Origin of the sequence: Nonomuraea sp. NPDC049684 (assembly GCF_044465345.1) — a bacterium.
In the GTDB taxonomy this organism is placed as follows: Bacteria; Actinomycetota; Actinomycetes; order Streptosporangiales; family Streptosporangiaceae; genus Nonomuraea.
Map to the genome: position 1 here is coordinate 119,909 of NZ_JBITLO010000020.1, position 22,631 is coordinate 142,539.

A 22,631-nucleotide genomic window follows, 5' to 3' on the forward strand; every position below is an offset into this window, starting at 1 on the left:
TGGGCGTCCCGTTTCCGGACAAGTGTGACTTAAGGGATCATGGGGACGTGAGCGTACTCGCGGTCGTCTCCTCGGTCCTCGCCCTCGTCCTGAACGGGCTGATGGCGGGCGTGTTCTTCGCCTTCTCCACCTCCGTCATGCCCGGCCTGGACGCCGTGGGGGAGGAGGGCGCGGCGGCCGCCATGCGCAGCATGAACAGGAAGATCCTCAACCCGGGGTTCCTGTCGACGTTCACGCTCGCGCCGGTGGCCTCGCTGCTGGCCGGGGTGTTCCTGCTGATCGGCGGGGACGGCGGGCCGGCGATGCTCGCGTTCGCGGCGGCCGTCGTCTGTTTCCTGGGCTCGATCGCCGTCACGGCCGCGATCAACGTGCCGATGAACAACGCCCTGGAGGCGGGCGACCTGGCCTGGCGGGCGTACGCGCCGCGCTGGACCCGGTGGAACACGCTGCGCGGCTGGGCCTCGGCGCTGGCCGTGGCGCTGCTCGGCGTCGCCCTGTACGTCTGGGCCTGACCCCGGCCGGATGCATCCCGATGGACGAGCACCGGGATGCGCATCCGCGCGACGGGATCACATGTTGATCATGTGGCCCGCGAGGCCGTGGATCGCCTCCTTGACCGCTTCGCCGAGCGTCGGGTGCGCGTGCACGTTGCGCGCGACCTCGTGCACGGTCAGGTCCCACTGCTGGGCCAGCGTCAGCTCGGGCAGCAGCTCGGTGACCTCGGGGCCGATCAGGTGGGCGCCGAGGAGCTCGCCGTGGGTGTTGTCACTGATGATCTTGACGAACCCGGCGGTGTCGCCCAGGCCGTGGGCCTTGCCGTTGGCCGTGAAGGGGAACTTGGCCACCTTGACGTCGTAGCCCAGGTCGCGGGCCTGCGCCTCGGTGTAGCCGAAGCTGGCCACCTGCGGCTGGCAGTACGTGGCCCGCGGGATCATCACGTAGTCGAGCTCCATGGTCTCGGCCTCGCCGATGGTCTCGGCGGCGATGATGCCCATCGACTCGGCGGCGTGGGCCAGCATGAGCTTGGCGGTGACGTCGCCGATGGCGAAGATGTGCGGCACGTTCGTGCGGCAGCGGCCGTCGACGGCGATGGCGCCGCGCTCGGTGAGCTGCACGCCGGTCTTCTCCAGGCCGTAGCCGTCGACGCGCGGCTGGAAGCCGATGGCCTGCATGACCTTGTCGGCCTCGAGAACCTGGGTCTGGCCGTCGCGGGTGACGGTGACCTTGACCGAGCCGCCGGTGTCCTCGATGCCGTCGACGCGGGTCGAGGTCAGCACCTCGATGCCGAGCCGCTTGTAGCGCTTGGCCAGCTCGGCCGAGACCTCTTCGTCCTCCAGCGGCACGACCCGGTCGAGGAACTCCACGATCGTCACCTTGACGCCGTAGTTGTGCAGCACGTACGCGAACTCCACGCCGATCGCGCCCGCGCCCGCGATGATGATGCTGCGCGGCAGGTCCTCGGTGAGGATCTGCTCCTCGTACGTCACCACCCGCTCCGACAACTGCGTGCCCGGGATCAGCCTGGTGGTGGCCCCGGCCGCGATGATGCAGTGGTCGAACGTGATCGTCTCATCGTTGACCTGCAGGGTGTTGGCGTCGAGGAAGGTGCCGCGCCCGTCGTACTCGGTGATGGCGTTCTTCTTCATCAGGTAGTGAACGCCCTTGACCCGGCCGTCGGCCACCTTGCGGCTGCGCTGGAAGGCCGCGCCGTAGTCGAAGCTCACCTCGCCGCTGATGCCGAACGTCTTGGCCTCGTTGTGGAAGATGTGGGCCAGCTCGGCGTTGCGCAGCAGCGCCTTGGACGGGATGCAGCCCACGTTCAGGCAGACGCCACCCCAGTACTTCTCCTCGACGACCGCGGTACGCAGCCCGAGCTGGGCGGCGCGGACGGCGGCCGTGTATCCTCCCGGACCCGCGCCGAGAACGACGACGTCATAGTGAGTGCTCATGACTCGGACCATACCGCCCGCCCCAGGCCACCCTTGACGCTAGACCTCCACCTTGTACGACAGCGTCAGCTCGTCGGCCGGAACGCCCCGGATCCCCCAGTTCACCTTGGGCATCTCGATGATCGTGATCTCCACATCCTCAGGGTCGTATCCCGACTTTTCGTAGATCGACCGGATCAGCGCGCGCTTGGCGTCGTCGCTGCGTCCCGTGAAGCACACGACCTCGATGATCAAATAGTTCGCGCTGCGCCCGGGGCAGACGAAGTCGTCGGCGTCCAGCAGCAGGAACCGGTGGAACCGCTTCTCCTCGGGCACGCCCCAGGCGCTCACCAGGCACGACTGCAGCAGATCGGAGATCTCCCGCTGCCGTCCGCCCCACACGTCACGACGCCCGTAAACCTTCACCTGTGCCATGTCGGCAATATAGAGGGCGTGATCCGCGTACTCCTCGCCGACGACGAGGCCATGATCCGGGCCGGGGTCAGGGCGATCCTCGACTCCGACCCGTCCCTGGAGGTGGTCGCCGAGGCAGGCGACGGCAGACAGGCCGTCGACCTGGCCATCGGCCACCGTCCCGACGTCGCGCTGCTCGACATCCGCATGCCGCGCCTCGACGGCCTGGCCGCCGCGGCCGAGCTGCGCCGCGTCGCGCCCGCCACAGCCGTGGTGATGTTGACCACGTTCGGCGAGGACGACTACATCGCCAGGGCGCTGGAGGTGGGGGCCGCCGGGTTCCTGCTCAAGTCCGGCGACCCGCGCGAGCTGATCGCCGGCATCCACGCGGTCGCCGACGGCGCGGCGTACCTGTCGCCCAAGGTGGCCCAGCGAGTGATCGCCCAGCTCGGCGGCGGCCGGATGGCCCGCGAAGCGCAGGCCCGCGACCGCGTCGGCCTGCTCACCGACCGCGAGCGGGAGGTCCTCGCCCTGCTCGGCGCGGGCCTGTCGAACGCCGAGATCGCCAAGCGGCTGCACATCGTGGAGGGCACCGTGAAGGCGTACGTGAGCACGATCTTGACCCGGCTCGACGTGCGCAACCGCGTCCAGGCCGCGATCATCGCCCACGAGGCGGGATTGGTAGCCTGACCCGTGATGTATCGCCTCGTGTTCTCGCAGGTCTTGCGGCGTTTCGACGCCGAGGCCGTGCACCGTCTCACCGTCAAGGGCCTGGCCGTGCTCGCCCGGCTGCCCCTGCTCAAGCGACTGCTCCACCGAGCGTTCGCCCCGCACGACCCGGTCCTGCGGGTGACCGCGTTCGGCGTGCACTTCCCCGGCCCGTTCGGCCTGGCCGCCGGGTTCGACAAGGACGCGGCCTGCGCCGAGGCGATCGCCGCGCTCGGCTTCGGCCACGTCGAGGTCGGCACCATCACCGCGCACGCCCAGCCCGGCAACCCGCGGCCGCGCCTGTTCCGGCTGGTGGGGGAGCGGGCGGTGATCAACCGGATGGGCTTCAACAACTCCGGCGCCCGCGCCGCCGCCCGGCGGCTGCGCCGTACGCGCGGGGTGCCGGTCGTGGTCGGGGTGAACATCGGCAAGACCAAGGTGGTGCCGGAGTCCGAGGCGGTGGCCGACTACGTGACCGGCGCCAGGGAGCTGGCCCCGCTGGCCGACTACCTGGTGGTCAACGTCAGCTCGCCCAACACGCCCGGCCTGCGCAACCTCCAGGCGGTCGAGCTGCTGCGCCCGCTGCTGGCCGCGGTCAAGGAGGTCGCCGACGCGACGCCGCGCCGTACGCCGCTGCTGGTGAAGATCGCCCCCGACCTGGCCGACGAAGACGTCGACGCGGTCGCCGACCTGGCCGTGGAGCTGGGCCTCGACGGCATCATCGCGACCAACACCACCATCAGGCACGGTGGCGAGACCGGCGGCCTGTCCGGGCGTCCGCTCAAGGGGCGCTCGCTGGAGGTGCTGCGCCGGCTGCGCGCCAAGGTCGGCGACCGGCTCACGCTGGTCTCCGTGGGCGGCGTCGAGGACGTCGACGACGTCTGGGAGCGCCTGCTGGCCGGGGCCACCCTGGTCCAGGGCTACACCGGCTGGATCTACGGCGGCCCGCTGTGGGCCGCCCGCATCCACCGGCAGCTCGCCCGCCGGGTCCGCCGCCACGGCCTGTCCTCCGTCACCGAGGCGATCGGCCGCACCGCCTAGGGCGCTCTATCGTGGAATCGTGATCAATGCCGAGGTGAAGCTCACCGACGACGTCGTCATGCGCGCCGTCGCCAGGTCCGACGCACAGGCGCTGGCCGACGCCTACCGCCGCAACCGCGACTTCCTGCGCCCCTGGGAGCCCCGCAGGCCGGCCGACTTCTTCACCACCGCGGGCCAGGCCGCACGCCTCGAACGACTGGCCGAGGACCGTGCGGCCGGCTTCGTGATGCCGTGGGTGCTCACGGACGGCGACCGCGTCGTGGGCCGGATGAACCTGAACAGCATCATCCGCGGCGCCGCCCAGAGCGCGTCGCTGGGCTACTGGGTGGACGCCGCCTACAACGGGCGCGGGCTGGCCACCAAGGCGGTGCTGGAGGCGTGCCGGGCCGCCGACGAGGACCTGAGCCTGCACCGGGTGGAGGCCGGCACGCTCGTGCACAACAAGGCCTCGCAGGCGGTCCTGCGCAAGGCGGGCTTCGAGGAGTACGGCCTGGCACCCCGCGCCGTCAGCATCGACGGCGAGTGGCAGGACCACGTGCTGTTCCAGCGCATACTCAACGACCGCCCCGCGCCCATGTGACCGCCGCTCAGACGCTCGGCCTGGTCGACTCCGCGTCGTGCGTCATGGCGTCGATGCGCTCCATCACCTCGTTCACCTTCACGCCGCTCGGCCGGTGCGGACGCCGCCGCTGCCACGGGTGCGGGCCCGCCGCCGGCCGGTACTCCACGCCGATCGCGTCGAGCCGCGGCAGGTGCTCCGCCAGCCGCCCGGCGAACCCCTCGCCGCCCGAGCCGGCCCAGGCCACCTCCGCCAGCGCGCACGACCGCGGCCAGAGCCGGTAGTCGACGGTCCGCGGGTCGGGCACCCGCTCGGTCCAGAGCTGGGCCTGCACGCCCATGACGCGCGCCCGCTCCTCGTCCGTCCAGTCGGCGGGGGCCGGGTCGAACGCGGCGACGTCGGCCACCGTGGTGGTGTCGCCGATGGCCATCGGCTCGTCGGCGGAGGCGGCCTCGGCGTAGTCGAAGTAGAGCGGGAAGACCGGGGTGGCGACCACGTCGTGGCCCACCGCGGCGGCGCGCCGCCCGACGCCCATGCCGCGCCACGGCATGACGACGGTGTCCTGGCGCAGCCTGCCGCTGACGAACGCCTCGTCCCAGACCACGGCCCGCGCGCCGCGCTCGGCGAGGGCGTCGGCCAGCTCGCGCAGGAAATACGCCTGCAGGTCGGGCACCGTGGACAGCCCCAGCGACTCGCGGTAGGCGGTGATCTGCGCCGACTGCGCCCAGTGGTCGAGCACGACCTCGTCCCCGCCGATGTGGAAGAAGGGCACCTCGCCCAGCGCGCCGATGATCTCGTCGAAGATCGTGATCAGGAACTCGACGGTCGGCGGCAGCGGCGACAGGATCGCCGGCGAGATGCCCCACCGGTCGAGCACGTCGTAGGGCTCGCCGGTGGCGCCGAGCGCCGGGTAGGCGGCCAGGATCGCCGAGGCGTGCCCCGGCACGTCGATCTCGGGCACCACCGTGACGAACCTGGACCGCGCGTACGCGCCGATCTCGGCCAGGTCCTCCAGCGTGTAGTAGCCACCGTGCGGGATGTCGTCGTACGCCTCCGGCTCCCGGTAGTAGTTGACGGCCGTGCGCGGCCGGTGCGAGGAGACCTCGTGAAGCAGCGGGTACGCCCGGCTCTCCACCCGCCAGCCCTGGTCGTCGACCAGGTGGAGGTGCAGCCGGTTCAGCTTGTGCACGGCCATCAGGTCGATCAGCCGGAGCACCTCCCGCTTGGGGGAGAAATGCCGGGCCACGTCGAGGTGCAGCCCTCGCCAGGCGAACCGCGGCGCGTCCTCGATCCGCACCCCGGGCACGGGCCACGACGCGCCCTCGGCGAACCGGTAGGAGGCGTCCGGCAGCAACTGGTGCAACGACTGCGCGGCGTAGAACGCGCCCGCCGCCCCGCCGGCGACGATCTCGATCCCCCGCGACCCGGTGATCAGCCGGTAGGCCTCCGCGCCGAGCGCGGGGTCCTGGCGTACCTCGATCTCGCCCGAGTCACCCGGGCGCAGGTCGAGGAGGGGCAGCGCGCGACGTACCGCGTCCGCGTACGGACCGGCGACGGTCGCGCCCGAGGTCAGCTCGAAGGAGCCGGAAAGATCACTGAGCAGCTCTGGGCGAGGAATCATGCTTCGAGATAGTGCTGCATCCCGTTCGCGAGCGCCAATGCGATCCGCTGCCTGAACTTCGGATCCTGGAACTTGGCCGCGTCGACGGCGTTGCGCATGTTGCCGCACTCGACGAGCACCTTCGGCACGGTCGAGAGGTTGAGCCCGCCGATGTCGTTGCGGAAGTCCAGTGCCTTGCTGCCGATGTAGTTGGAGTAGGGGATGCCCGTGCCCTTGAGGTAGGCGTCGCGTACGTCGATCCCCAGCTTGGTCGAGGCGCCCACGACCTTGTCGACCGGCCCGTTGATCTTCTTCGGCAGGATCACGTGGAATCCCCGGTGCGAGGGGTTGTCCGAGCCGTCGCCGTGGACCGAGATCGCGGCGTCGGCCCCGGCCTTGTTGCCGATCGCGGCCCGCTGGGTGATGCACGGCCCGACGCTGTCGTTGTCGGACCTGGTCAGCTTGACGGTCGCGCCGCGCTGCTTGAGGATCTTCGCCATGCGGTTGGAGACGTCCCAGGTGAAGGCGGCCTCGGTGTAGCCGCTCTTCGTGGCCGTGCCGGTCGTGTCGCAGGCCTTCTTCTTGGTCAGCACGTCGACTTGGCGGTTGATCTCGGCCGGATGGCGGTAGTTGCCGCCGTTGTGCCCGGGGTCGATGACGATGACCTTGCCGGCGAGCGGTTTGGCGCCGGGCGGCGCCTGCTTCGCCGTGGCCGTCTCCTTCGGCCCGTCCTGGACGGCCGCCGTGCCGGGCTCCTGGGCGGTGGAGGGGGCCTGACCTGCCGCGGCGCCACCAGGCTCGGTGCCGCCGCACGCGGAGGCGATCAGGCCGCAGACGGCGAGGACGGTGGCTGGTAGAGCACGCATGAGCTCCAACTTACGTGAAGCCACGCGTTCAGGCCCGTATCAACAGCAATCCTGCGAGTCGGGCCGCGACCCTGCCGAAGTGCCGGACCGGGACCGCTGCGACGGTCCGCCTGGCGGTTTCGCCGTCCGCTTCACCACACGTGCTCGCCAACCTCCTGCCGTTCGAGCAGGGCGGCCAGCTCCCGCGCGTCCTCGGCGTCCAGGCCGAGGACGACGCGGGGGCGGCCCCACGGATGGTCGAGGGAATGCGCCACGTAGCTGGCGACGGACTCGGCGCCGACGTCGGTGCCCCGCCCCCTGCCCGCGCGCCAGTGCCCCCAGGCGCGTTCGAGCTCGGCCGCCGCGCGCTGGGCGCAGGACACCAGTTCTGGATCACGCATGACTGTCCCCCGGATCAGATCGTGACCGAACCAGATTCGGCCACAATTAGCATGACCCTGACGAGTAAACCGCCGTCCGGCGACGCTGCCGTACGGCTTGACCCAGGCTTTGGGCGGGCTTGCTGACGAGAGACCTGCGCATTGGCCCGCCGTGCCATTGCGGCGCCGGTAAAGGCCCGCAACGGCAGCGCAACCGGCAGATATCCCCTCAGGCGGGTCCCGTGCTGCGGCGCACGATCAGCTCGGGTTGGATCTCGCGCAGCCGGGCGCCCTTGGCCGGCTCGCCTATCCTGTCGCTCAGCAGCGCGGCCGCCGACCGGCCCATGGCGCGGCGCGGCTGGTCGACCGAGGTGAGCGAGATGTGCCGCGAGGCCGACAGGTGGGTGTTGTCGTAGCCGACCACGGACAGGTCGTCCGGCACCCGCAGCCCCAGCTCGGCCGCGGCGGCCAGCACGCCCAGCGCCACCACGTCGTTGGCCGCGAACACGGCCGTCGGCCGCGGGTCGCGGGTCAGCAGGGCGATCGCCGCCTCGCGGCCGCCCTCCTCGGTCGCGTCCGCCGCCTCGACCATGATGTACGGGGCCAGCGAATGCCTGCGCATCGCCACGAGGTAGCCCTCGCAGCGCGAGGACCGGGGGCCCTCGATGTGCGCGATCCGCTTGTGCCCCAGGTTCACCAGGTGGTCGATGGCCAGCCTGGCGCCGAGCTGGTCGTCGTCGACCACGATGTCGACGCCGTCGAGCTCGATGTCACGTTCCCCCACGACGACGGTCGGGGTGTAGGCGGTCGCCTCGATCAGCGTCTCGCTGGTCGGCGCGATGCCTAAGAGCACCAGCCCGTCGACCCGGAGCTCCAGGAAGGCCTCGACGGCCTCGTCCTCGAACGCCGGGTCCCACTGGCTGTTCCCGATCAGCATGCGCAGCCCGTCGCCGTGCAGGCTCTCCTGCAGGCCGTCGAGGAACTCGGCGTAGAACGGGTTGTGCAGGTCGGCGACGAGCGCCCCGACCAGATGTGTACGTCCTTCCACCAGGCTGCGCGCGACCGCGTTCGGCCGGTAGCCGAGCTCGCGCGCCGCCTGGAGCACTGCCTGCCGCCGATGCTCGCTCACGTGCGGGGATCCGCGCAGCACGAGTGAGACCAGCGACTTCGAGACGCCGGCTCGCTCGGCGACGTTGCGGATGGTGGGTCGTGGCCGAGGCAATGGGTCTACCTCGCGGAGCTCGGCGATGGTTGAAGTGTTGACGGGCGGTCCTGACATGTGTCTCCCCCGCGATGCGGATATGGGCACCTGTCTCACCAAACGATCGAGTAAGCCGCAGGGTACGGCTTCGGGTTAGGGAAGCCTGATATTGACCCATTCGCCACACGTCCGCTATTGGGCATGCCGTCGGATACTGTGCAGGTGTGACACCCGGGAAGTCAGCCGAGACGGCACGCCCCGCACGCCGAAGGCTGAGCGTGGACCGCCGTCGCGAGGAGCTCATGGCGGCCGCGCTGGAGCTGTTCAGCACCCGTGACGCCGAGGACGTCTCGATCGACGACGTCGCCTCCGCGGCAGGCGCCTCGCGGGCGCTCGTCTACCACTACTTCGGCGGCAAGCAGGAGCTCTACGTGGCCGCGCTGAGGAGCGCGGCCGAGCAGCTGGAGTCGCGGCTGCGCCCGGCCGAGGGCGGCAGGCCGCTCGACGAGCTGGCCGCGGGCCTCGGGCGTTACTTCGACTTCGTCGAGGAGCACGCCGCCGGCTTCGCCGCGCTGCTGCGCGGGGGGCCCGCCAACCGGGCGGGCGAGGTGGGGGAGATCGTCGACGGCGTGCGCCGGAGGCTGTTCCGCCTCATCCAGAAGCAGATGCGCGTCGAGGAGCCGAGCCCGGTGCTGCGCACCACGCTGCGCTCGTGGATCGCCTCGGTGGAGACGGCCGGCCTCGACTGGCTGGAACACCGTGACGTCGAGCGGCCGATCCTGGAGAAGATGCTGGTCGACCACATGGTGGCCCTGCTGGGCGTGGCCGCCTCCTACGACGGCGAGGTCGGCGAGCTGCTCGACGTGCTCACCGGCGAGCAACTGGCGTAGCGGGGGAAGAGTGGCGCCGGGCGGGCGACGCCAACTTCCCCGTGCGACGTCACGTCGGTGGACCGGGCAAGCGTACCTGGTCCACCCTCAACCCCCCTGAGGTTCGTGACGACCCTTGCGACTACTCGGAACGCTGCTGCGGAATGCCCGCCAGCAGTGCGCGAACCTCGGTCTCCCGGTAACGCCGATGACCGCCGAGGGTACGAATCGACGTCAACTTGCCCGCCTTGGCCCACCGCGTAACGGTCTTGGGGTCGACCCTGAACATGGTCGCGACCTCAGCGGGCGTGAGCAGTGGCTCGGCCTCGGGTGTACGAGCTGACATTTGTGCGGCCTCTCCTCCGTGTGGACCGGCTTAGCGATCCTGTGACTGCCTTTGCGCGTGTCACGGATGTCCCCCTATGGCGCAGAGCGTGCGGCTTTTCTGAGCCATATGCGGCATCACCCGATGTGACCATACCGCCACGCAGAGCGATTGGCGAGCCCTTCTTTGACCCAACTGCCCGCCCCCATGGCGATGTCACGCTCGGTGATTCTAGCGACACGGTTCGTGGTATCGCAGTGAAAACGGCAAACTACTCAGTTCGCAGAAGAGAGCAGCCGCGAGACGTGACCTACTCATGCAGGTCAGACGGTTGTTTTGGGGGTCAGTTGGCAGATTCCAGCTGTTGCATTGACTTCCACCGAAGGATGACGCGCTGGTACATGGCATAGGCAAGTTCTTCTTGACCCGTGTCCAGACCGGTCAAAGCGGCCGAAAGCTCAGCAACCGACTGGTCTGCCTGGAGGGCGTCGTCGTTCATCAGGTGGACCAGGCCGCCGTAGTCGAGCTCGACCAGCGAGTGCGGGTGGAACTCCTCCAGCCAGCGCGCGATGTCCTCCACGTCGAAGTTGGAGGACGCGTCGCCGAGGTGCCGGCGCATCACGTTGAGGGCGCGGGCCGCCCGCCTCCTGGCCTGCGCCATGGAGGTGACGTAGATGAGGTTACGGCCCGTAGTGGTCGTCACGTCCTGTCCCGGGGTGGAGGAGCCGAGCACCAGCCAGCGCTCGTTCCCATCAAACGGCACGAACCACGATGGCGGCACATGCCACGCCGTGGTGCGAATGTGCGTACGCAAGGCGGACGAACCGGCCCGGCGCTTGAACCGGTCGAAGTCGTCGGCGGTCTGCTCGGCGATGGCCTTGGGCACGAGCCGGTCCATCAGCTTCACGGGAGTGGCGCCACGAAGCCGTGAGAAGGCCAGCCACGACCGCAGACGGGTCTGCCAGGGACATACGTACAAACGGTCCTCAACGCGCCGCAGATAGGCATTGGGGCTCTCCTGGGCGGGAACGGGCTGAGGGGGCATGCCGAGCAGGCGCATGACCGACTCGCTGTGCTCCGCGTTGAGCGCGTTCGCCCGGCGCGGACGGTCGCGTGAGTCGGCGTAGTCGGCCCACAGCTTGCGCTCGGACTCGGCGAACGCGGTCAGTGGCTCATAGACGCGGAGGTAGGCGGCATAGGGCAGCACGGAGGCATCGTGTCACGAAGAGCACCTGCGCGCACCGTCGGGCTCACTAGTCTGAGAGTGACCTCCGCCGCGAAGGAGCGGTGGACCGGACAGGGAGTCACTACCGTGACCGACGTCTTCGGCACGTCCCACAAGGACGTCCACGAGCAGGTCGTCTTCTGCGCCGACGAGCAGAGCGGCCTGCGTGCGATCATCGCCGTCCACAGCACGGCCCTCGGGCCCGCGCTCGGCGGCACCAGGTTCTATCCGTACGAGAACGAGCAGGCGGCCCTGGCCGACGTGCTCAATCTGGCCAAGGGCATGTCCTACAAGAACGCCCTGGCCGGCCTCGACCTCGGCGGCGGCAAGGCCGTGATCATCGGCGACCCGGCCAAGGTCAAGAGCGAGGCGCTGCTGCGCGCCTACGGCAGGTTCGTCGAGTCGCTCGGCGGGCGCTACATCACCGCCTGCGACGTCGGCACCTTCAGCGAGGACATGGACGTCGTCGCCCGCGAGTCCCGCCACGTCACCGGCCGCACGCTGGCCCACGGCGGCGCCGGCGACTCCTCCGTCCTGACCTCGTTCGGCGTCTTCCAGGGCATGCGCGCCTCGGCCGAGCGGGTCTTCGGCACGCCGTCGCTGCACGGCAGGCGGGTCGGCGTCGAGGGGGTCGGGAAGGTGGGCCACCGCCTGGTCGACCTCCTGCGCGAGGACGGCGCCGAGGTGGTGATCTGCGACGTCGACCCGCGGGCCGTCGAGCGGGTGCGCCAGCGGCATCCGGAGGTCGAGGTGGTCGCCGACGCCCAGGCGCTCACCACGTCCGACATCGACGTCTTCGCGCCCTGCGCGCTGGGCGGCGCGCTCGACGACGCCACGGTGGCCGGGCTGCGGGCGAAGATCGTCTGCGGCGCGGCCAACAACCAGCTCGCGCATCCCGGCGTGGAGAAGCAGCTGGCCGACCGCGGCATCCTGTACGCGCCCGACTACGTGGTCAACTCCGGCGGCGTCATCCAGGTCGCCGACGAGATCGAGGGCTTCAGCATGGACCGGGCCAGGGCGAAGGCGGCCCAGATCTACGACACGACTCTGAAGATCTTCGGGATCGCGGCGGACGAGGGCGTTCCTCCGGCTGTGGCAGCGGATAGGCTAGCTGAGCGCAGAATGTCGGAAGTCGGGCGTATTAGGGCCATTTGGCTGGGCCACTGACGCCCCACGCCCATACGACGTACCGAGCTGGGCACAAAACAGGTACGGTAATAGGCGAACGATAGGCTGACGTCCAAAGTCAGGCGGCGTCAGTGTGTGGTGCGTTAGCGACGAGGGGTCGGGGACGACCCCACACGAGGGGGTCGAGCCAATGGGGCGCGGCCGAGCAAAGGCCAAGCAGGTCAAGGTTGCTCGCCAGCTGAAGTACAACAGCGGTGGCACGGATCTTGACCGTCTGCGCGACGAACTCGGGGTCGGAGACTCCAGCAATGACGACGCCGACGACCTCAACGATGAGCTGGCGGATCGCTATGCCGATTACGCCGATGACTACGGCTCCGGGGACGACGAAGACGGCCGTCCTTCTGGTCGCCGATAGCCGTTCTTCAGAGTGACGTGGCCGAGGATCCGGCTGATGCCGGATCCTCGTTCATGAGCGTCGGGCCCCACGGGCAACCGTGGGGCTTTCGTCACGCTTGCGTGCGGTCGAGGAAGTCCGCGACCAGCGGCGCGATCTCGGGGAGCTTGTCCTCCAGCGCGAAGTGCCCGGTGTCGAGCACGTGCAGCTCGGCGTCCGGCAGGTCCCGCAGGTAGGCGTGCGCGCCCGGCTCCGGGAAGAAGGCGTCGTTGCGGCCCCACACGATCAGCGTGGGCGGCCGGTGGCGGCGCAGCCATGCCTGCCAGTCGGCGTAGAGCGCGAGGTTGGAGCGGTAGTCGAGCGCGAGCGCGAGCTGGGCTTCCCGGCGTCCTGGCAGGTCCAGGAAGTGCTGGTCGAGGGTCCATCCGTCGGGGGCGACGGCTGAGACGTCCGACGCGCCGCCCTCGTACTGGCCGCGGGTGACGGGCAGGGTGAACAGGTCGCCCAGGCTCTCCGCGGGCGCGTGGATCGTGGTGCGCGCCAGGTCCGACAGGCCCTCGTCGTAGGCGTTGGCGTTCTGGACGATCAGGCCGGCGATCCATTCGGGGTGCCGGGTGGCCAGGCGGAAGCCGACGGGGCCGCCGAAGTCGAAGGCGTACCAGACGAAGCGGTCGAGCCCGATCTTCTGCACGAAACCCTCGACCACGTCGGCCAGGTGGTCGAAGGAGTAGACGAAGTCGCCGGGGGCCTCGGTGTGGCCGAACCCGGGATAGTCCGGCGCGATCAGGCGGTAGCGGGCGCCCAGCGCGTCCATCAGGCGCCTGTACTGGTGGGAGGCCGAGGGGAAGCCGTGCAGCAGGAGCACGGGGATGCCGTCGCGCGGGCCCGCCTCCCGGTAGAACACCTGCACGCCTGCCACGTCCACGAAACCGTGGCGGATCTGCGGGATCTCCATGCCTAATGCCTTTCTCGCGCAATGATGCGTTAGTTATAGCGAGCATGCTTCTAACGCGTCAAGGGGGAGATGTAGCATTAGGACTCATGGAGTTCCTGATCGGTGAGCCGCTCGCGCTGGACCTGGTGAACACCCGGGCCCAGGACTTCGACGTCCTCGACACGCCCGAGGTGTTCGGGAACTGGCTCGATCGTCAGGCGGGCCGGCTGAGCGCCGTCCGGGGGCCGTACACGGCGGACGACCTGGGCGCGGTCCGGGCGTTGCGGGCGCACGTGGCGGCGGCGGTCGACGCCGTTCGCCGGGGGGAGAGCCCGTCGGGCGAGGCGGTCGGGGCGATCAACGACGCGATGCGCGCCGCGCCCGCGTACGGGCATCTGGACGTCGCGGACGGCGGGCTCACCAAGGGCGCGCGCAGGGACGGCGACCGGCTCGCCCGCCTGCTCGCGCAGCTCGCCGAGGCCGCGGCCGACCTGCTCACCGATCCGGCGGCGAGCCGGATCCGGGCCTGCGAGGGGCCCCGGTGCCGAATGATCTTCCTGCCCGCCCACCCCCGGCGGCGCTGGTGCTCACCGGAGCTGTGCGGCAACCGGGTGCGCGTCGCCCGCCACTACCGGCGGCACAAGGGCGACTGAACGGAGGGCCGGACCGGGCCGGCCCTCCCGGGTCAGCGGTAGCGGGCCTGGCCCGAGCCCTGGACGATCTCGCCCAGCACCCACGCGTGCAGACCGCGCTCGGCGAGCAGCCGGATCGCCTCGTCGGCCGAGCCGGGCGCCACGACGGCCGCCATGCCCACGCCGAGGTTGAACGTACGGTCCATGTCCTTCTGGGCGATCTGCCCGTGCCCGGCCAGCACCTCGAAGATCGCCGGCGGGGTCCAGGACGACCGGTCGAGCAGCGCGTCGAGGTGGCCGGGCAGCGACCGCGACAGGTTGGCCTCCAGGCCGCCGCCCGTGATGTGCGCGAAGGCGTGCACCTCGGTCGTGCGGGCCAGGTGGAGGCAGTCGAGCGAGTAGACGCGGGTCGGCTCCAGCAGCTCCTCGCCCAGCGGACGGCCCAGCTCGGGCAGCACCGCGTCGAGCGACAGCGACGCCTCGCGCAGCACGTGCCGCACCAGCGAGTAGCCGTTGGAGTGGATGCCGGAGGAGGCCAGCCCGAGGACCACGTCGCCCTCGCGGATCCGGTCGGCGCCCAGCATGGCGTCGGCCTCGACCACGCCGGTGCCGGCTCCGGCCAGGTCGTACTCGTCGGGGCCCATGGCGCCCGGGTGCTCGGCGGTCTCGCCGCCGACCAGCGCCGCGCCGGCCAGCCGGCAGCCCTCGGCCACGCCGCCGACGATCTCGGCGACGCGCTCGGGGACGACCTTGCCGACGGCGATGTAGTCGGTCATGAACAGCGGCTCGGCCCCGCAGACCACCAGGTCGTCGAGGACCATGCCGACCAGGTCGATGCCGATCGTGTCGTGCTTGCCGTAGCGCTGGGCGATCATGACCTTGGTGCCCACGCCGTCGGTGGAGGAGGCGAGCAGCGGACGCCGGTAACGCAGCAGCGCCGAGGCGTCGAAGAGCCCGGCGAAGCCGCTGGCGTCGTCGACCACCTCCGGCCGGCGGGCCCGCGCCACCTTGTCCTTCATCAGGGTGACGGCGCGCTCGCCCGCCTCGATGTCGACGCCGGCGGCCTCGTAGGTACTCACGCTTTGCTCTCCAACACGAACTTGCCCACGTTGTCCTGGTCGATGGGGATCGGGTACGAGCCGTCGAAACAGGCCCGGCAGAGCCGCTCGGCGGGGATGGTGGTGGCCTTGGTCAGGCCCTCCAGGGAGATGTACCCCAGCGAGTCGGCGCCCAGCGAGGCCCGGATCTCCTCGACCGACAGCGAGCCGGCGATCAGCTCGGCGCGGGTGGCGAAGTCGATGCCGTAGAAGCACGGCCAGGCCACGGGCGGCGAGGAGATGCGGACGTGCACCTCGCGCGCCCCCGCCTCGCGCAGCATCTTCACGATGGCGCGCTGGGTGTTGCCGCGCACGATCGAGTCGTCGACGACCACCAGGCGCTTGCCCGCGACGACCTCGCGCAGCGGGTTGAGCTTGAGCCGGATGCCGAGCTGGCGGATGGTCTGCGAGGGCTGGATGAACGTGCGGCCCACGTAGGAGTTCTTCACCAGGCCCTGGCCGTAGGGGATGCCGCTCTCCTCGGCGTAGCCGACGGCGGCCGGGGTGCCGGACTCGGGCGTGGGGATGACCAGGTCGGCCTCGACCGGGTGCTCGCGGGCCAGCACGCGGCCGACCTCGACCCGGGTGACCTGCACGCCGCGGCCCGCGATCGTGGTGTCGGGACGGGCGAGGTAGACGTACTCGAACAGGCAGCCCTTGGGGTCGGGCAGGGCGAACCGGCGGGACCGGACGCCGTCCTCGTCGATGGTGAGCAGCTCGCCGGGCTCGATCTCGCGGACGAACGTGGCGCCCACGATGTCGAGGGCCGCCGTCTCGGAGGCCACCACCCAGCCGCGCTCCAGGCGGCCCAGGACCAGCGGGCGGATGCCCTGCGGGTCGCGGGCCGCGTAGAGGGTCTTCTCGTCCATGAACACCAGCGAGTACGCGCCCTTGACCTGCGGCAGCAGCTCGGCCGCCGAGTCTTCGATGGAACGCGTGCGGTCCTGGGCCAGCAGCGAGGCCAGGACCTCTGTGTCGGTGGTCGCCCGGGTGGAGCCGGGAGCCAGGCGCTCGGCCAGCTCCGGCGTGTTGATCAGGTTGCCGTTGTGCGCGAGCGCGAGCCCGCCGACCTCGGTGGAGCTGAGGGTCGGCTGCGCGTTCTCCCACACGCTCGAACCCGTGGTGGAGTAACGGCAGTGGCCGATGGCCAGGTGGCCGCGGAGGGTGCCCAGCACCGACTCGTCGAAGACCTGGGCCACCAGGCCCATGTCCTTGTAGACGAGGATGCGGCTGCCCTCGCTGACCGCGATGCCCGCGGACTCCTGGCCGCGGTGCTGCAACGCGTACAGCCCGTAGTAGGTGAGTTTGGAAACTTCCTCGCCTGGTGCCCAGACGCCGAAGACACCACAAGCGTCTTTGGGTGCGCGGTCGTGGGGGTCCAGGTCATGGCCGAGCCGGCCGTCGCCCTTCAGCACATGCCTCAGTTTAGGTTGCGGGCTTCCGTGCTCGCACACCCGGGTGCTTCATCAGCCCGCGTGGGAGGATCTGCCGGCGTTGGATCCGTCGCGGACGAACTCTCCGGTGACGTTGCGGTTCGCCGCCGATCCGAGGAAATGGATCAGCGCCGCCATGTCGTCGGCGGTCGAGAGCCGGCGGCTCGGCGTGCGGGCCGCGACGCGGTCCAGGGCCTCCTGGGTGACGGGGCGCTCGACCTCGGTGATCGTGAGCCCGGCCACGGCCACGTTGACCAGCACGCCGTCCCTGCCGGCCTCCCAGGCCAGGGCGCGGGCCATGCCGTGCAGGGCCATCTTGGCGGTGCCGTACGGGCCGGGGCCCGGCTGGCCCTCCTCGGCGGCGCCCGAGGAGACGAAGACGATCCGGCCGAAGCCGTTCCTCCGCATCCCGGGCAGGAGGGCCTGGACGAGCAGGGCGTTGCCGACGACGTTGGCGTGCAGGGCGGCCGTCCATTCGGCGGCGGGCACGTCCTCAAAGCTCATGCTGTTGGGCATGATCGTGCCCCAGCGGACGGCGTTGAGCACGAGGGCGTCCACCGGGCCCGCCTGGGCGGCGGCGGGCGCGATGGTGGCGTGGTCCTCCAGGTCCAGATGGACGGCCGCCGCCTGGCCGCCCGCCTCCTCGATGCGCTTGACGACCTCGGCGGCGCGGCCGGGCCCGGTGTTGTAGGTGATGGTGACCCGCGCGCCGGCCCTGGCGTAGGCGAGCGCGGTGGCGGCGCCGATGCCGGAGGAGCCGCCGGTGATGAACGCGTGCATGGGGATGCCTCTCTTCGATTAGCCGACTAATTAGCCAGCTAAGTCGGTTGTGGGTGTCGGAGGCAAGAGGGTTTCGCTCTTGGTGAAGAGGGTTACCGGGGGGCCGTGCGGAAGAGGCGGGACAGCAGGGCGCGTTCGGCGTCGTCCAGGCCGTGCTGGAGTTCCTCGTCGGTCCTGGCCCAGATCTCCTCGACCGGCCCGCGCAGCGCCTTGCCCGCCTCCGTCAGGTGGACGCGGGCCACCCGCGGGCGGTCGGGGTCGGGGGAGCGGTGGACGAAGCCCGCGCGTTCCAGGCGCTGGAGGGTCTTGGTGACGGTCGGCGGCTCCACGCCCAGCCGGGCGATCAGCTCGCCCTGGGTGAGGCCGTCCTGCCGCCACAGCTGGTTGAGCAGCAGCTCCTGGCCCGTGTGCAGGCCCAGTGGCGCCAGGGCGGCGGCCATCCGGTTGCGGTGGGTCTTCATGACCATGATCAGGGCGTACGTCAGGGTCTCGTCCAGCATGCACTCATCTTGCCCGCCGCCTGCCGCTTTGGCGCATGGTGACCCAAGGATGGCGCCCGTCTTACCGTGTCGTGCGCTTTAGCCGATGCCCTCCGCGAAAAGGTGAAGTATCCGGCATGCAGACCCGTCGGGAGACGCAGACGTGACCACACCTGGGGACCCCAACGAACCCCGCGAGGGGCAGGACCCGCAGCACCCCGAAGGCCACCCCCGCGAGGGCCGGCCCGAATCCGCGCCGCCGCCGGGGCACACGCCCGAATGGTGGCGGGAGGGGGCGGCCGAGGAGGATCGACCGGCGCCCGAGGAGGAGCCGCCGGAGATCGGGCCGTACGAGGGCGGGCCGACGAGCAGCGAGTGGCGCCCGAGCGAGTGGGCCGTCGGCGGCCCGCCCGGCGCGGGCCCGACCGGCGGCGCAGGCACCCCAGAGGGCTGGACCACCCCGGACCACGAACACCCGCCCGGACACGAGCACGCGGCGGGACACGAGCACCCGCCCGGCCACGAGCCCGCCGCGGGACACGAGCACGCGGGACACGAGCACGCGGGACACGAGCAGGGCTCTGGACGCGAGCATGATGCGGGACACGAGCAGCGGCCCGAGGGTGGGCTGCCTGCGGGTGAAGGAGCTGGGGGGCGGCCCGGAGGCGGGCGGTGGGCGGATGAGTGGCCGTTCGAGGAGGAGCGGCAGGGTGAGGAGGAGCGGGAGGGCGAGGAGCCGATCGCGCCCGTGCCGCCCGTGGTGCCACCGCCGCCGCCTGACGTGCCGCCGTCGCACGAGCCCAGGCCCGGAGGGCGTCCGGACCATCCCGACTTCCCCACCTCGCCCGAGACGCCGGGACCGGCGGAGGGCGGCACCGGCAGGACGCGGTGGTCCGGCGGTGACGCCGAGGAGACGCAGGTCTATCCGGTGCCCGGCGGCACCCCGGCCTATCCGGGCTGGGGCACGCAACCGGACGAGGAGCCGAGCCGTCCCGCGCCCTCCCGGTACGAGTACGGCGACGTACCCACCTTCGAGCCCCCGCCCACCGGCACCCACGCGGCCAGAGGCCCCGACGAGCCAGCCGCCCGGCCGGGCGGCGCAGAGCGCGGCGCGGCGGGCGGCACGGTGGGCGCTGAGGGCGGCGCTGAACGCGGCGCGGCCCGCGCGGAGGGCGGCGCGGTGGGGGCAGAGGGCGCAGAGGGCGCAGGAGGTGTCGAAGGCCACGGAGGCGCCGTAGGCACGGGTGCCACCGCGGGCGCGGGCGGCGTGCCGGCGCCCCCGGGAGGCGCGGCCGTCCCCCCAGGAGGACCAGGCGCGCCTTACGGCGGCGAAGGAGCTCACGGCCGGCCAGGGGCACCCTACGGCGGCGAAGGAGCCTACGGCGGACCGTCGGCGCCCGGCGGCGGTGCCGGCCCCACGACCCCCGGCGGGGCCTACGGCGGTCCCTCGGAGACCGGCGGGACCCGTGGCGGTCCCACGGCGTCCGGCGGGAGCGGCGAGGGTCCTTACGGCGGGCCGGGGGCCGGTGGTCCGGGTGAGGGGGCCTATGGGGGAGCGGGGGCTTATGAGGGGGCTCCGGGGGCGTACGAGGCTGGGGGGCGGGATGCGTCCGTGCCTGGCACCACGCCCTCCAGCCCCTACGGCGGGCCGCCCGGGTACGGGCCGCCGCCGGGAGCACCCCCCTACGGTCAGTACGGCCCCTACGGCGCCCAGCCGCCCGCGCCGCCCGGCAGCGGCCTGGCCACCGCCTCGCTGGTGCTGGGCGTGGCGAGCCCGTTCCTGGTGTTCGTCTGCTTCACCGGCGTGCTCACGGCGATCCTGTCGATCGTCTTCGGCTGTGTGGCGCTCGCCAAGCGCGTGGGCCGGGGCCGGGCCATCGCCGGGATCGTGATCAGCGCCTTGTCGCTGGTGTTGTTCGCGATCGTCGCGATCTGGTTCTGGAAGGTGGTCCAGGAGTGCGGCCAGCTTCCCGGCCAGCTCGCCGACCAGTGCTTCGAGAGCAAGTTCCCCTGGATGGGCAAGGGCCGCTAGAGCGGCAGGTGGGCTGAGAGGTCGGCGCGGGAGCCGCTGGCCGCGACCGAGCCTCTGGCCACGGCCTCGTCCCAGGTCAGGCGGCCGAGCGCGAGCTCCAGCCAGGTGCGGGCGTCGGTCTCCACCACGTTCGGCGGCGTGCCCCGGGTGTGGCGGGGGCCGGGGACGGCCTGGACGGCCGCGTACGGCGGCACGCGCACCTCGACCGTGCGGCCGGGAGCCGCGGCGGCCAGCTTCTCCAGCAGGTGGCGCACCGCCTGCCTGGCCGCGTCGCGCTCGGGGGCGAGCCCGCGGTCGTAGGCGGTGAGCACCGCGGCGACCAGGGCGTCGGGCAGGGCCGAGGCGGGGCCGTCGTAGGGCGGTTCGTCGAGGGCGACGAGCTGGCCGTCGAGGGCCGCGCGCAGCTTGTCGGGGTCCATCTTGCGTGGTGGCACGGGTCCATTCTCTCGCGGCAAGCGTTCATCGGGACGGAGGTCGTCGTTCACCCCGGGTTTCGTTGACGACCGTAACGTCCCCGCCGTACAACCGCGCACATATCTGGAGGACCTGTGGCGAACCCTGAGGCGGGGCGGCTGCTGCCGCTGCTTTCCACCCCGCACAAAGGTGGCCGATCCGCTCTGACCTGTCAGTTCCGTTGCGGGAACGCGTGCGCGCACGAGGTCGCCAACACGACGGGCAACGCCTACTTCGGCGACGTGGTGAAGGAGGCGATGTCGCGCCGCGGCGTCCTGCGCGCGGGCGCGCTCGGCGCGCTGGTGGCGGGCGTGGGCGTGGCGGGCGCGGTCCCGGCGCTCGCCGACGAGCCGGCGGCCGAGACCGCCGCCGCGCCGGTCGCGGCGGGCGGGCGCCGCCCGGGTGAGATCGCCTTCACCCCGGTGCCGCCGAACAAGGACGACGCGCTGCGCATCCCCGACGGCTACAACTCCTCCGTGGTCGTGCGCTGGGGCGACCCGGTGCTGCCCGACGCGCCGGCCTTCGACTTCGCCAACCAGACGGCCGACGCCCAGAACAAGCAGTTCGGCTACAACTGCGACTACGTGACGTTCTTCCCGATGGGCCACAACCGCGGCCTGCTGTGGGTGAACCACGAGTACACCGACGAGAACCTGATGTTCCGCGGCTACACGGGCGGCGCCGCCGCGACCGAGGAGCAGATCAAGATCGCGCTGGCCGCGCACGGCGGCTCGGTCGTGGAGATCGAGCGGGCGCACGGCACCGGCGAGTGGAAGCTCACCACCAAGGGCCGCCGCCGCTACAACCGGCGCGTCACCGCGCAGACGCCGATGCGCTTCTCCGGCCCCGCCGCCGGTCACGCCCTGCTCAGGACGGCCGCCGACCCCAAGGGCCTGGCGCCGGTGGGCATGCTGAACAACTGCTCGGGCGGTTCCACGCCGTGGGGCACGGTCCTGACCGCCGAGGAGAACTTCGACCAGTACTTCGTCAACGGCGACAAGGTGCCCGAGGCGCAGCGGCCGTACATCTCGCGGTACACGATCACGACGGGCACCCCGGCGAGCAGCCGCCGCTTCGACCGGGTCGAGGAGCGCTTCGACCTGGCCAAGCACCCGAACGAGGCCAACAGGTTCGGGTGGATCGTGGAGATCGACCCGTTCGACCCCGACTCCACGCCGATCAAGCGCACCGCGCTCGGCAGGTTCAAGCACGAGGCCGCCAACACCACCCTGGCCAGGGACGGCCGTCTGGTCGTCTACATGGGTGACGACTCGCGCTTCGAGTACATCTACAAGTTCGTCTCCAAGAACCGGTACATCCCGGGCTTCGACCGTCACAACCGCACCCTGCTGGACGAGGGCACCCTGTACGTCGCCAAGTTCACCGGCGACAGCCCGGCCGCCGAGATCGACGGCTCCGGCAAGCTGCCCTCCGACGGGCTGTTCGACGGCTCCGGCCAGTGGATCCCGCTGGTGTCGGGCGACAAGTCGTACGTGGACGGCATGACCGCCGCCGAGGTGCTGGTCTACACCCGTACGGCGGCCGACAAGGTCGGCGCGACCAAGATGGACCGTCCGGAGGACATGGAGCGCAACCCGGTCACCGGCGGCGTCTACGTGGCCCTGACCAACAACTCCAACCGCACCGCCGCCCAGGTGGACGAGGCCAACCCGCGCCCGTCCAACAAGCACGGTCACGTCCTGGAGGTGGCCGAGCGGCGCAACGACGCGGGCGAGACCACCTTCGCCTGGTCGCTCCCGCTCGTCTGCGGCGACCCGAACGACCCCACGACGTACTTCGCCGGGTTCGACAAGACCAAGGTCTCGCCGATCTCGTGCCCGGACAACGTGACGTTCGACGCCGACGGCAACCTGTGGATCTCCACCGACGGCAACCAGCTCGGCAGCAACGACGGCCTGTTCGTCATGCCGGTGCGCGGCTCCGACCGCGGCCACCTGCGCCAGTTCCTGACGGTCCCGGTCGGCGCCGAGACCTGCGGCCCGCTGGTCACCGAGGACCAGAAGAGCGTGTTCGTGGCCGTGCAGCACCCGGGCGAGATCGACGGCGCGACCCCGGACAACCCGGCCAGCCGCTGGCCCGACGGCGACCAGCCGCGCCCGTCGGTCGCGGTGGTCTGGCACGGCAGGGGCAGGAAGATCGGCAGCTGATCC

General features: G+C 71.2%; 24 protein-coding genes. 10 read left to right on the plus strand and 14 right to left on the minus strand.

Annotated elements, in window-relative coordinates; translation table 11 throughout:
• Window positions 1–47: 47 nt before the first annotated feature.
• Window positions 48–512, plus strand: coding sequence for a DUF1772 domain-containing protein (locus ACIBST_RS42765; RefSeq protein WP_397179229.1), 465 nt, complete (start codon window positions 48–50; stop codon window positions 510–512).
• Between the two features lie 57 nt (window positions 513–569).
• Here the strand turns inward: ACIBST_RS42765 and lpdA are convergent, their stop codons facing one another.
• Window positions 570–1,949, minus strand: coding sequence for a dihydrolipoyl dehydrogenase (gene lpdA / locus ACIBST_RS42770; RefSeq protein ID WP_397179230.1), 1,380 nt, complete (start codon window positions 1,947–1,949; stop codon window positions 570–572).
• 39 nt (window positions 1,950–1,988) lie between these two features.
• Window positions 1,989–2,363 carry a tautomerase family protein gene (locus ACIBST_RS42775; protein ID WP_352361002.1) on the minus strand — a complete coding sequence of 125 codons (375 nt, stop codon included), beginning with the start codon at window positions 2,361–2,363 and terminating at the stop codon, window positions 1,989–1,991.
• 18 nt (window positions 2,364–2,381) lie between these two features.
• Here ACIBST_RS42775 and ACIBST_RS42780 point away from each other — a divergent pair, with 18 nt between their 5' ends.
• The 3 genes from ACIBST_RS42780 to ACIBST_RS42790 are packed head-to-tail and all read left to right on the plus strand — an operon-like array spanning window position 2,382 to window position 4,671.
• The gene (locus ACIBST_RS42780) at window positions 2,382–3,032 is read left to right on the plus strand and encodes a response regulator (protein ID WP_397179231.1); all 651 of its coding nucleotides are present in this window, start codon (window positions 2,382–2,384) and stop codon (window positions 3,030–3,032) included.
• 6 nt (window positions 3,033–3,038) lie between these two features.
• A complete protein-coding gene (locus ACIBST_RS42785; protein WP_397179232.1) occupies window positions 3,039–4,091 on the plus strand; it encodes a quinone-dependent dihydroorotate dehydrogenase in 1,053 nt (350 codons plus the stop codon).
• Between the two features lie 19 nt (window positions 4,092–4,110).
• Entirely contained in the window at window positions 4,111–4,671 is a 561-nt protein-coding gene (locus ACIBST_RS42790; RefSeq protein WP_397179233.1) for a GNAT family N-acetyltransferase, read from the plus strand.
• Window positions 4,672–4,678: 7 nt separating this feature from the next.
• Here ACIBST_RS42790 and ACIBST_RS42795 read toward each other — a convergent pair whose 3' ends face one another.
• The 4 genes from ACIBST_RS42795 to ACIBST_RS42810 form a co-directional block, all read right to left on the minus strand.
• The gene (locus ACIBST_RS42795) at window positions 4,679–6,271 is read right to left on the minus strand and encodes a beta-N-acetylhexosaminidase (RefSeq protein ID WP_397179234.1); all 1,593 of its coding nucleotides are present in this window, start codon (window positions 6,269–6,271) and stop codon (window positions 4,679–4,681) included.
• Window positions 6,268–7,116: an N-acetylmuramoyl-L-alanine amidase gene (locus ACIBST_RS42800; RefSeq protein WP_397179235.1), complete on the minus strand. Its 849-nt coding sequence runs from the start codon at window positions 7,114–7,116 to the stop codon at window positions 6,268–6,270. Before ACIBST_RS42800 ends, ACIBST_RS42795 begins: the two co-directional genes overlap by 4 nt.
• A 131-nt stretch (window positions 7,117–7,247) precedes the next feature.
• The gene (locus ACIBST_RS42805; protein ID WP_125645653.1) at window positions 7,248–7,496 is read right to left on the minus strand and encodes a hypothetical protein; all 249 of its coding nucleotides are present in this window, start codon (window positions 7,494–7,496) and stop codon (window positions 7,248–7,250) included.
• Window positions 7,497–7,704: 208 nt separating this feature from the next.
• Window positions 7,705–8,697, minus strand: a complete 993-nt coding sequence (locus ACIBST_RS42810; protein WP_397179236.1) for a LacI family DNA-binding transcriptional regulator — start codon at window positions 8,695–8,697, stop codon at window positions 7,705–7,707.
• 257 nt (window positions 8,698–8,954) lie between these two features.
• Between ACIBST_RS42810 and ACIBST_RS42815 the strand changes: the two genes are divergently transcribed.
• A complete protein-coding gene (locus tag ACIBST_RS42815; protein WP_397179237.1) occupies window positions 8,955–9,566 on the plus strand; it encodes a TetR/AcrR family transcriptional regulator in 612 nt (203 codons plus the stop codon).
• Between the two features lie 121 nt (window positions 9,567–9,687).
• Here the strand turns inward: ACIBST_RS42815 and bldC are convergent, their stop codons facing one another.
• Together bldC and ACIBST_RS42825 are read right to left on the minus strand one after the other, a co-directional pair.
• Complete coding sequence (gene bldC, locus ACIBST_RS42820) at window positions 9,688–9,891, minus strand: developmental transcriptional regulator BldC (protein WP_013133571.1); 204 nt, start codon at window positions 9,889–9,891, stop codon at window positions 9,688–9,690.
• Window positions 9,892–10,213: 322 nt separating this feature from the next.
• The gene (locus ACIBST_RS42825) at window positions 10,214–11,077 is read right to left on the minus strand and encodes a hypothetical protein (RefSeq protein WP_352320456.1); all 864 of its coding nucleotides are present in this window, start codon (window positions 11,075–11,077) and stop codon (window positions 10,214–10,216) included.
• Window positions 11,078–11,182: 105 nt separating this feature from the next.
• Here ACIBST_RS42825 and ACIBST_RS42830 point away from each other — a divergent pair, with 105 nt between their 5' ends.
• Complete coding sequence (locus ACIBST_RS42830) at window positions 11,183–12,262, plus strand: Glu/Leu/Phe/Val dehydrogenase dimerization domain-containing protein (RefSeq protein ID WP_352320458.1); 1,080 nt, start codon at window positions 11,183–11,185, stop codon at window positions 12,260–12,262.
• Between the two features lie 151 nt (window positions 12,263–12,413).
• Window positions 12,414–12,641 (plus strand): DUF3073 domain-containing protein, encoded by a 228-nt coding sequence (locus tag ACIBST_RS42835; protein ID WP_352320460.1) that lies wholly within the window; start codon window positions 12,414–12,416, stop codon window positions 12,639–12,641.
• A 91-nt stretch (window positions 12,642–12,732) separates the two neighbouring features.
• Here the strand turns inward: ACIBST_RS42835 and ACIBST_RS42840 are convergent, their stop codons facing one another.
• Window positions 12,733–13,575, minus strand: a complete 843-nt coding sequence (locus tag ACIBST_RS42840; RefSeq protein WP_397179238.1) for an alpha/beta fold hydrolase — start codon at window positions 13,573–13,575, stop codon at window positions 12,733–12,735.
• Window positions 13,576–13,661: 86 nt separating this feature from the next.
• On the opposite strand from ACIBST_RS42840, the gene ACIBST_RS42845 reads away from it, so the two are divergent.
• Entirely contained in the window at window positions 13,662–14,207 is a 546-nt protein-coding gene (locus ACIBST_RS42845; protein WP_397179239.1) for a CGNR zinc finger domain-containing protein, read from the plus strand.
• 32 nt (window positions 14,208–14,239) lie between these two features.
• On the opposite strand, the gene purM is transcribed toward ACIBST_RS42845, so the two are convergent.
• The 4 genes from purM to ACIBST_RS42865 form a co-directional block, all read right to left on the minus strand.
• Complete coding sequence (gene purM, locus ACIBST_RS42850; protein ID WP_397179240.1) at window positions 14,240–15,265, minus strand: phosphoribosylformylglycinamidine cyclo-ligase; 1,026 nt, start codon at window positions 15,263–15,265, stop codon at window positions 14,240–14,242.
• On the minus strand, window positions 15,262–16,698 hold the full coding sequence (purF, locus tag ACIBST_RS42855; RefSeq protein WP_352361025.1) for an amidophosphoribosyltransferase: 1,437 nt from the start codon (window positions 16,696–16,698) through the stop codon (window positions 15,262–15,264). Before purF ends, purM begins: the two co-directional genes overlap by 4 nt.
• Window positions 16,699–16,749: 51 nt before the next feature.
• Window positions 16,750–17,496 (minus strand): SDR family NAD(P)-dependent oxidoreductase, encoded by a 747-nt coding sequence (locus ACIBST_RS42860; protein WP_397179241.1) that lies wholly within the window; start codon window positions 17,494–17,496, stop codon window positions 16,750–16,752.
• Between the two features lie 92 nt (window positions 17,497–17,588).
• The gene (locus ACIBST_RS42865; protein WP_397179242.1) at window positions 17,589–17,996 is read right to left on the minus strand and encodes a MarR family winged helix-turn-helix transcriptional regulator; all 408 of its coding nucleotides are present in this window, start codon (window positions 17,994–17,996) and stop codon (window positions 17,589–17,591) included.
• Between the two features lie 142 nt (window positions 17,997–18,138).
• Between ACIBST_RS42865 and ACIBST_RS42870 the strand changes: the two genes are divergently transcribed.
• Window positions 18,139–20,007: a hypothetical protein gene (locus tag ACIBST_RS42870; RefSeq protein WP_397179243.1), complete on the plus strand. Its 1,869-nt coding sequence runs from the start codon at window positions 18,139–18,141 to the stop codon at window positions 20,005–20,007.
• On the opposite strand, the gene ACIBST_RS42875 is transcribed toward ACIBST_RS42870, so the two are convergent.
• Entirely contained in the window at window positions 20,004–20,426 is a 423-nt protein-coding gene (locus ACIBST_RS42875) for a sterol carrier family protein (RefSeq protein ID WP_397179271.1), read from the minus strand. The two genes, ACIBST_RS42870 and ACIBST_RS42875, sit on opposite strands and share 4 nt — an antisense overlap.
• 129 nt (window positions 20,427–20,555) lie before the next feature.
• On the opposite strand from ACIBST_RS42875, the gene ACIBST_RS42880 reads away from it, so the two are divergent.
• The gene (locus ACIBST_RS42880) at window positions 20,556–22,628 is read left to right on the plus strand and encodes a PhoX family protein (RefSeq protein ID WP_397179244.1); all 2,073 of its coding nucleotides are present in this window, start codon (window positions 20,556–20,558) and stop codon (window positions 22,626–22,628) included.
• Window positions 22,629–22,631 lie beyond the last annotated feature (3 nt).

Bases quoted from the DNA above. Each gene is read 5' to 3' on its own strand.
- lpdA (WP_397179230.1), bottom strand. From the start codon at position 1,949: ATGAGCACTCACTATGACGTCGTCGTTCTCGGCGCGGGTCCGGGAGGA.
- ACIBST_RS42775 (WP_352361002.1), bottom strand. From the start codon at position 2,363: ATGGCACAGGTGAAGGTTTACGGGCGTCGTGACGTGTGGGGCGGACGG.
- ACIBST_RS42785 (WP_397179232.1), top strand. From the start codon at position 3,039: ATGTATCGCCTCGTGTTCTCGCAGGTCTTGCGGCGTTTCGACGCCGAG.
- ACIBST_RS42795 (WP_397179234.1), bottom strand. From the start codon at position 6,271: ATGATTCCTCGCCCAGAGCTGCTCAGTGATCTTTCCGGCTCCTTCGAG.
- ACIBST_RS42800 (WP_397179235.1), bottom strand. From the start codon at position 7,116: ATGCGTGCTCTACCAGCCACCGTCCTCGCCGTCTGCGGCCTGATCGCC.
- ACIBST_RS42805 (WP_125645653.1), bottom strand. From the start codon at position 7,496: ATGCGTGATCCAGAACTGGTGTCCTGCGCCCAGCGCGCGGCGGCCGAG.
- bldC (WP_013133571.1), bottom strand. From the start codon at position 9,891: ATGTCAGCTCGTACACCCGAGGCCGAGCCACTGCTCACGCCCGCTGAG.
- ACIBST_RS42835 (WP_352320460.1), top strand. From the start codon at position 12,414: ATGGGGCGCGGCCGAGCAAAGGCCAAGCAGGTCAAGGTTGCTCGCCAG.
- ACIBST_RS42840 (WP_397179238.1), bottom strand. From the start codon at position 13,575: ATGGAGATCCCGCAGATCCGCCACGGTTTCGTGGACGTGGCAGGCGTG.
- ACIBST_RS42845 (WP_397179239.1), top strand. From the start codon at position 13,662: ATGGAGTTCCTGATCGGTGAGCCGCTCGCGCTGGACCTGGTGAACACC.
- ACIBST_RS42860 (WP_397179241.1), bottom strand. From the start codon at position 17,496: ATGCACGCGTTCATCACCGGCGGCTCCTCCGGCATCGGCGCCGCCACC.
- ACIBST_RS42865 (WP_397179242.1), bottom strand. From the start codon at position 17,996: ATGCTGGACGAGACCCTGACGTACGCCCTGATCATGGTCATGAAGACC.
- ACIBST_RS42875 (WP_397179271.1), bottom strand. From the start codon at position 20,426: ATGGACCCCGACAAGCTGCGCGCGGCCCTCGACGGCCAGCTCGTCGCC.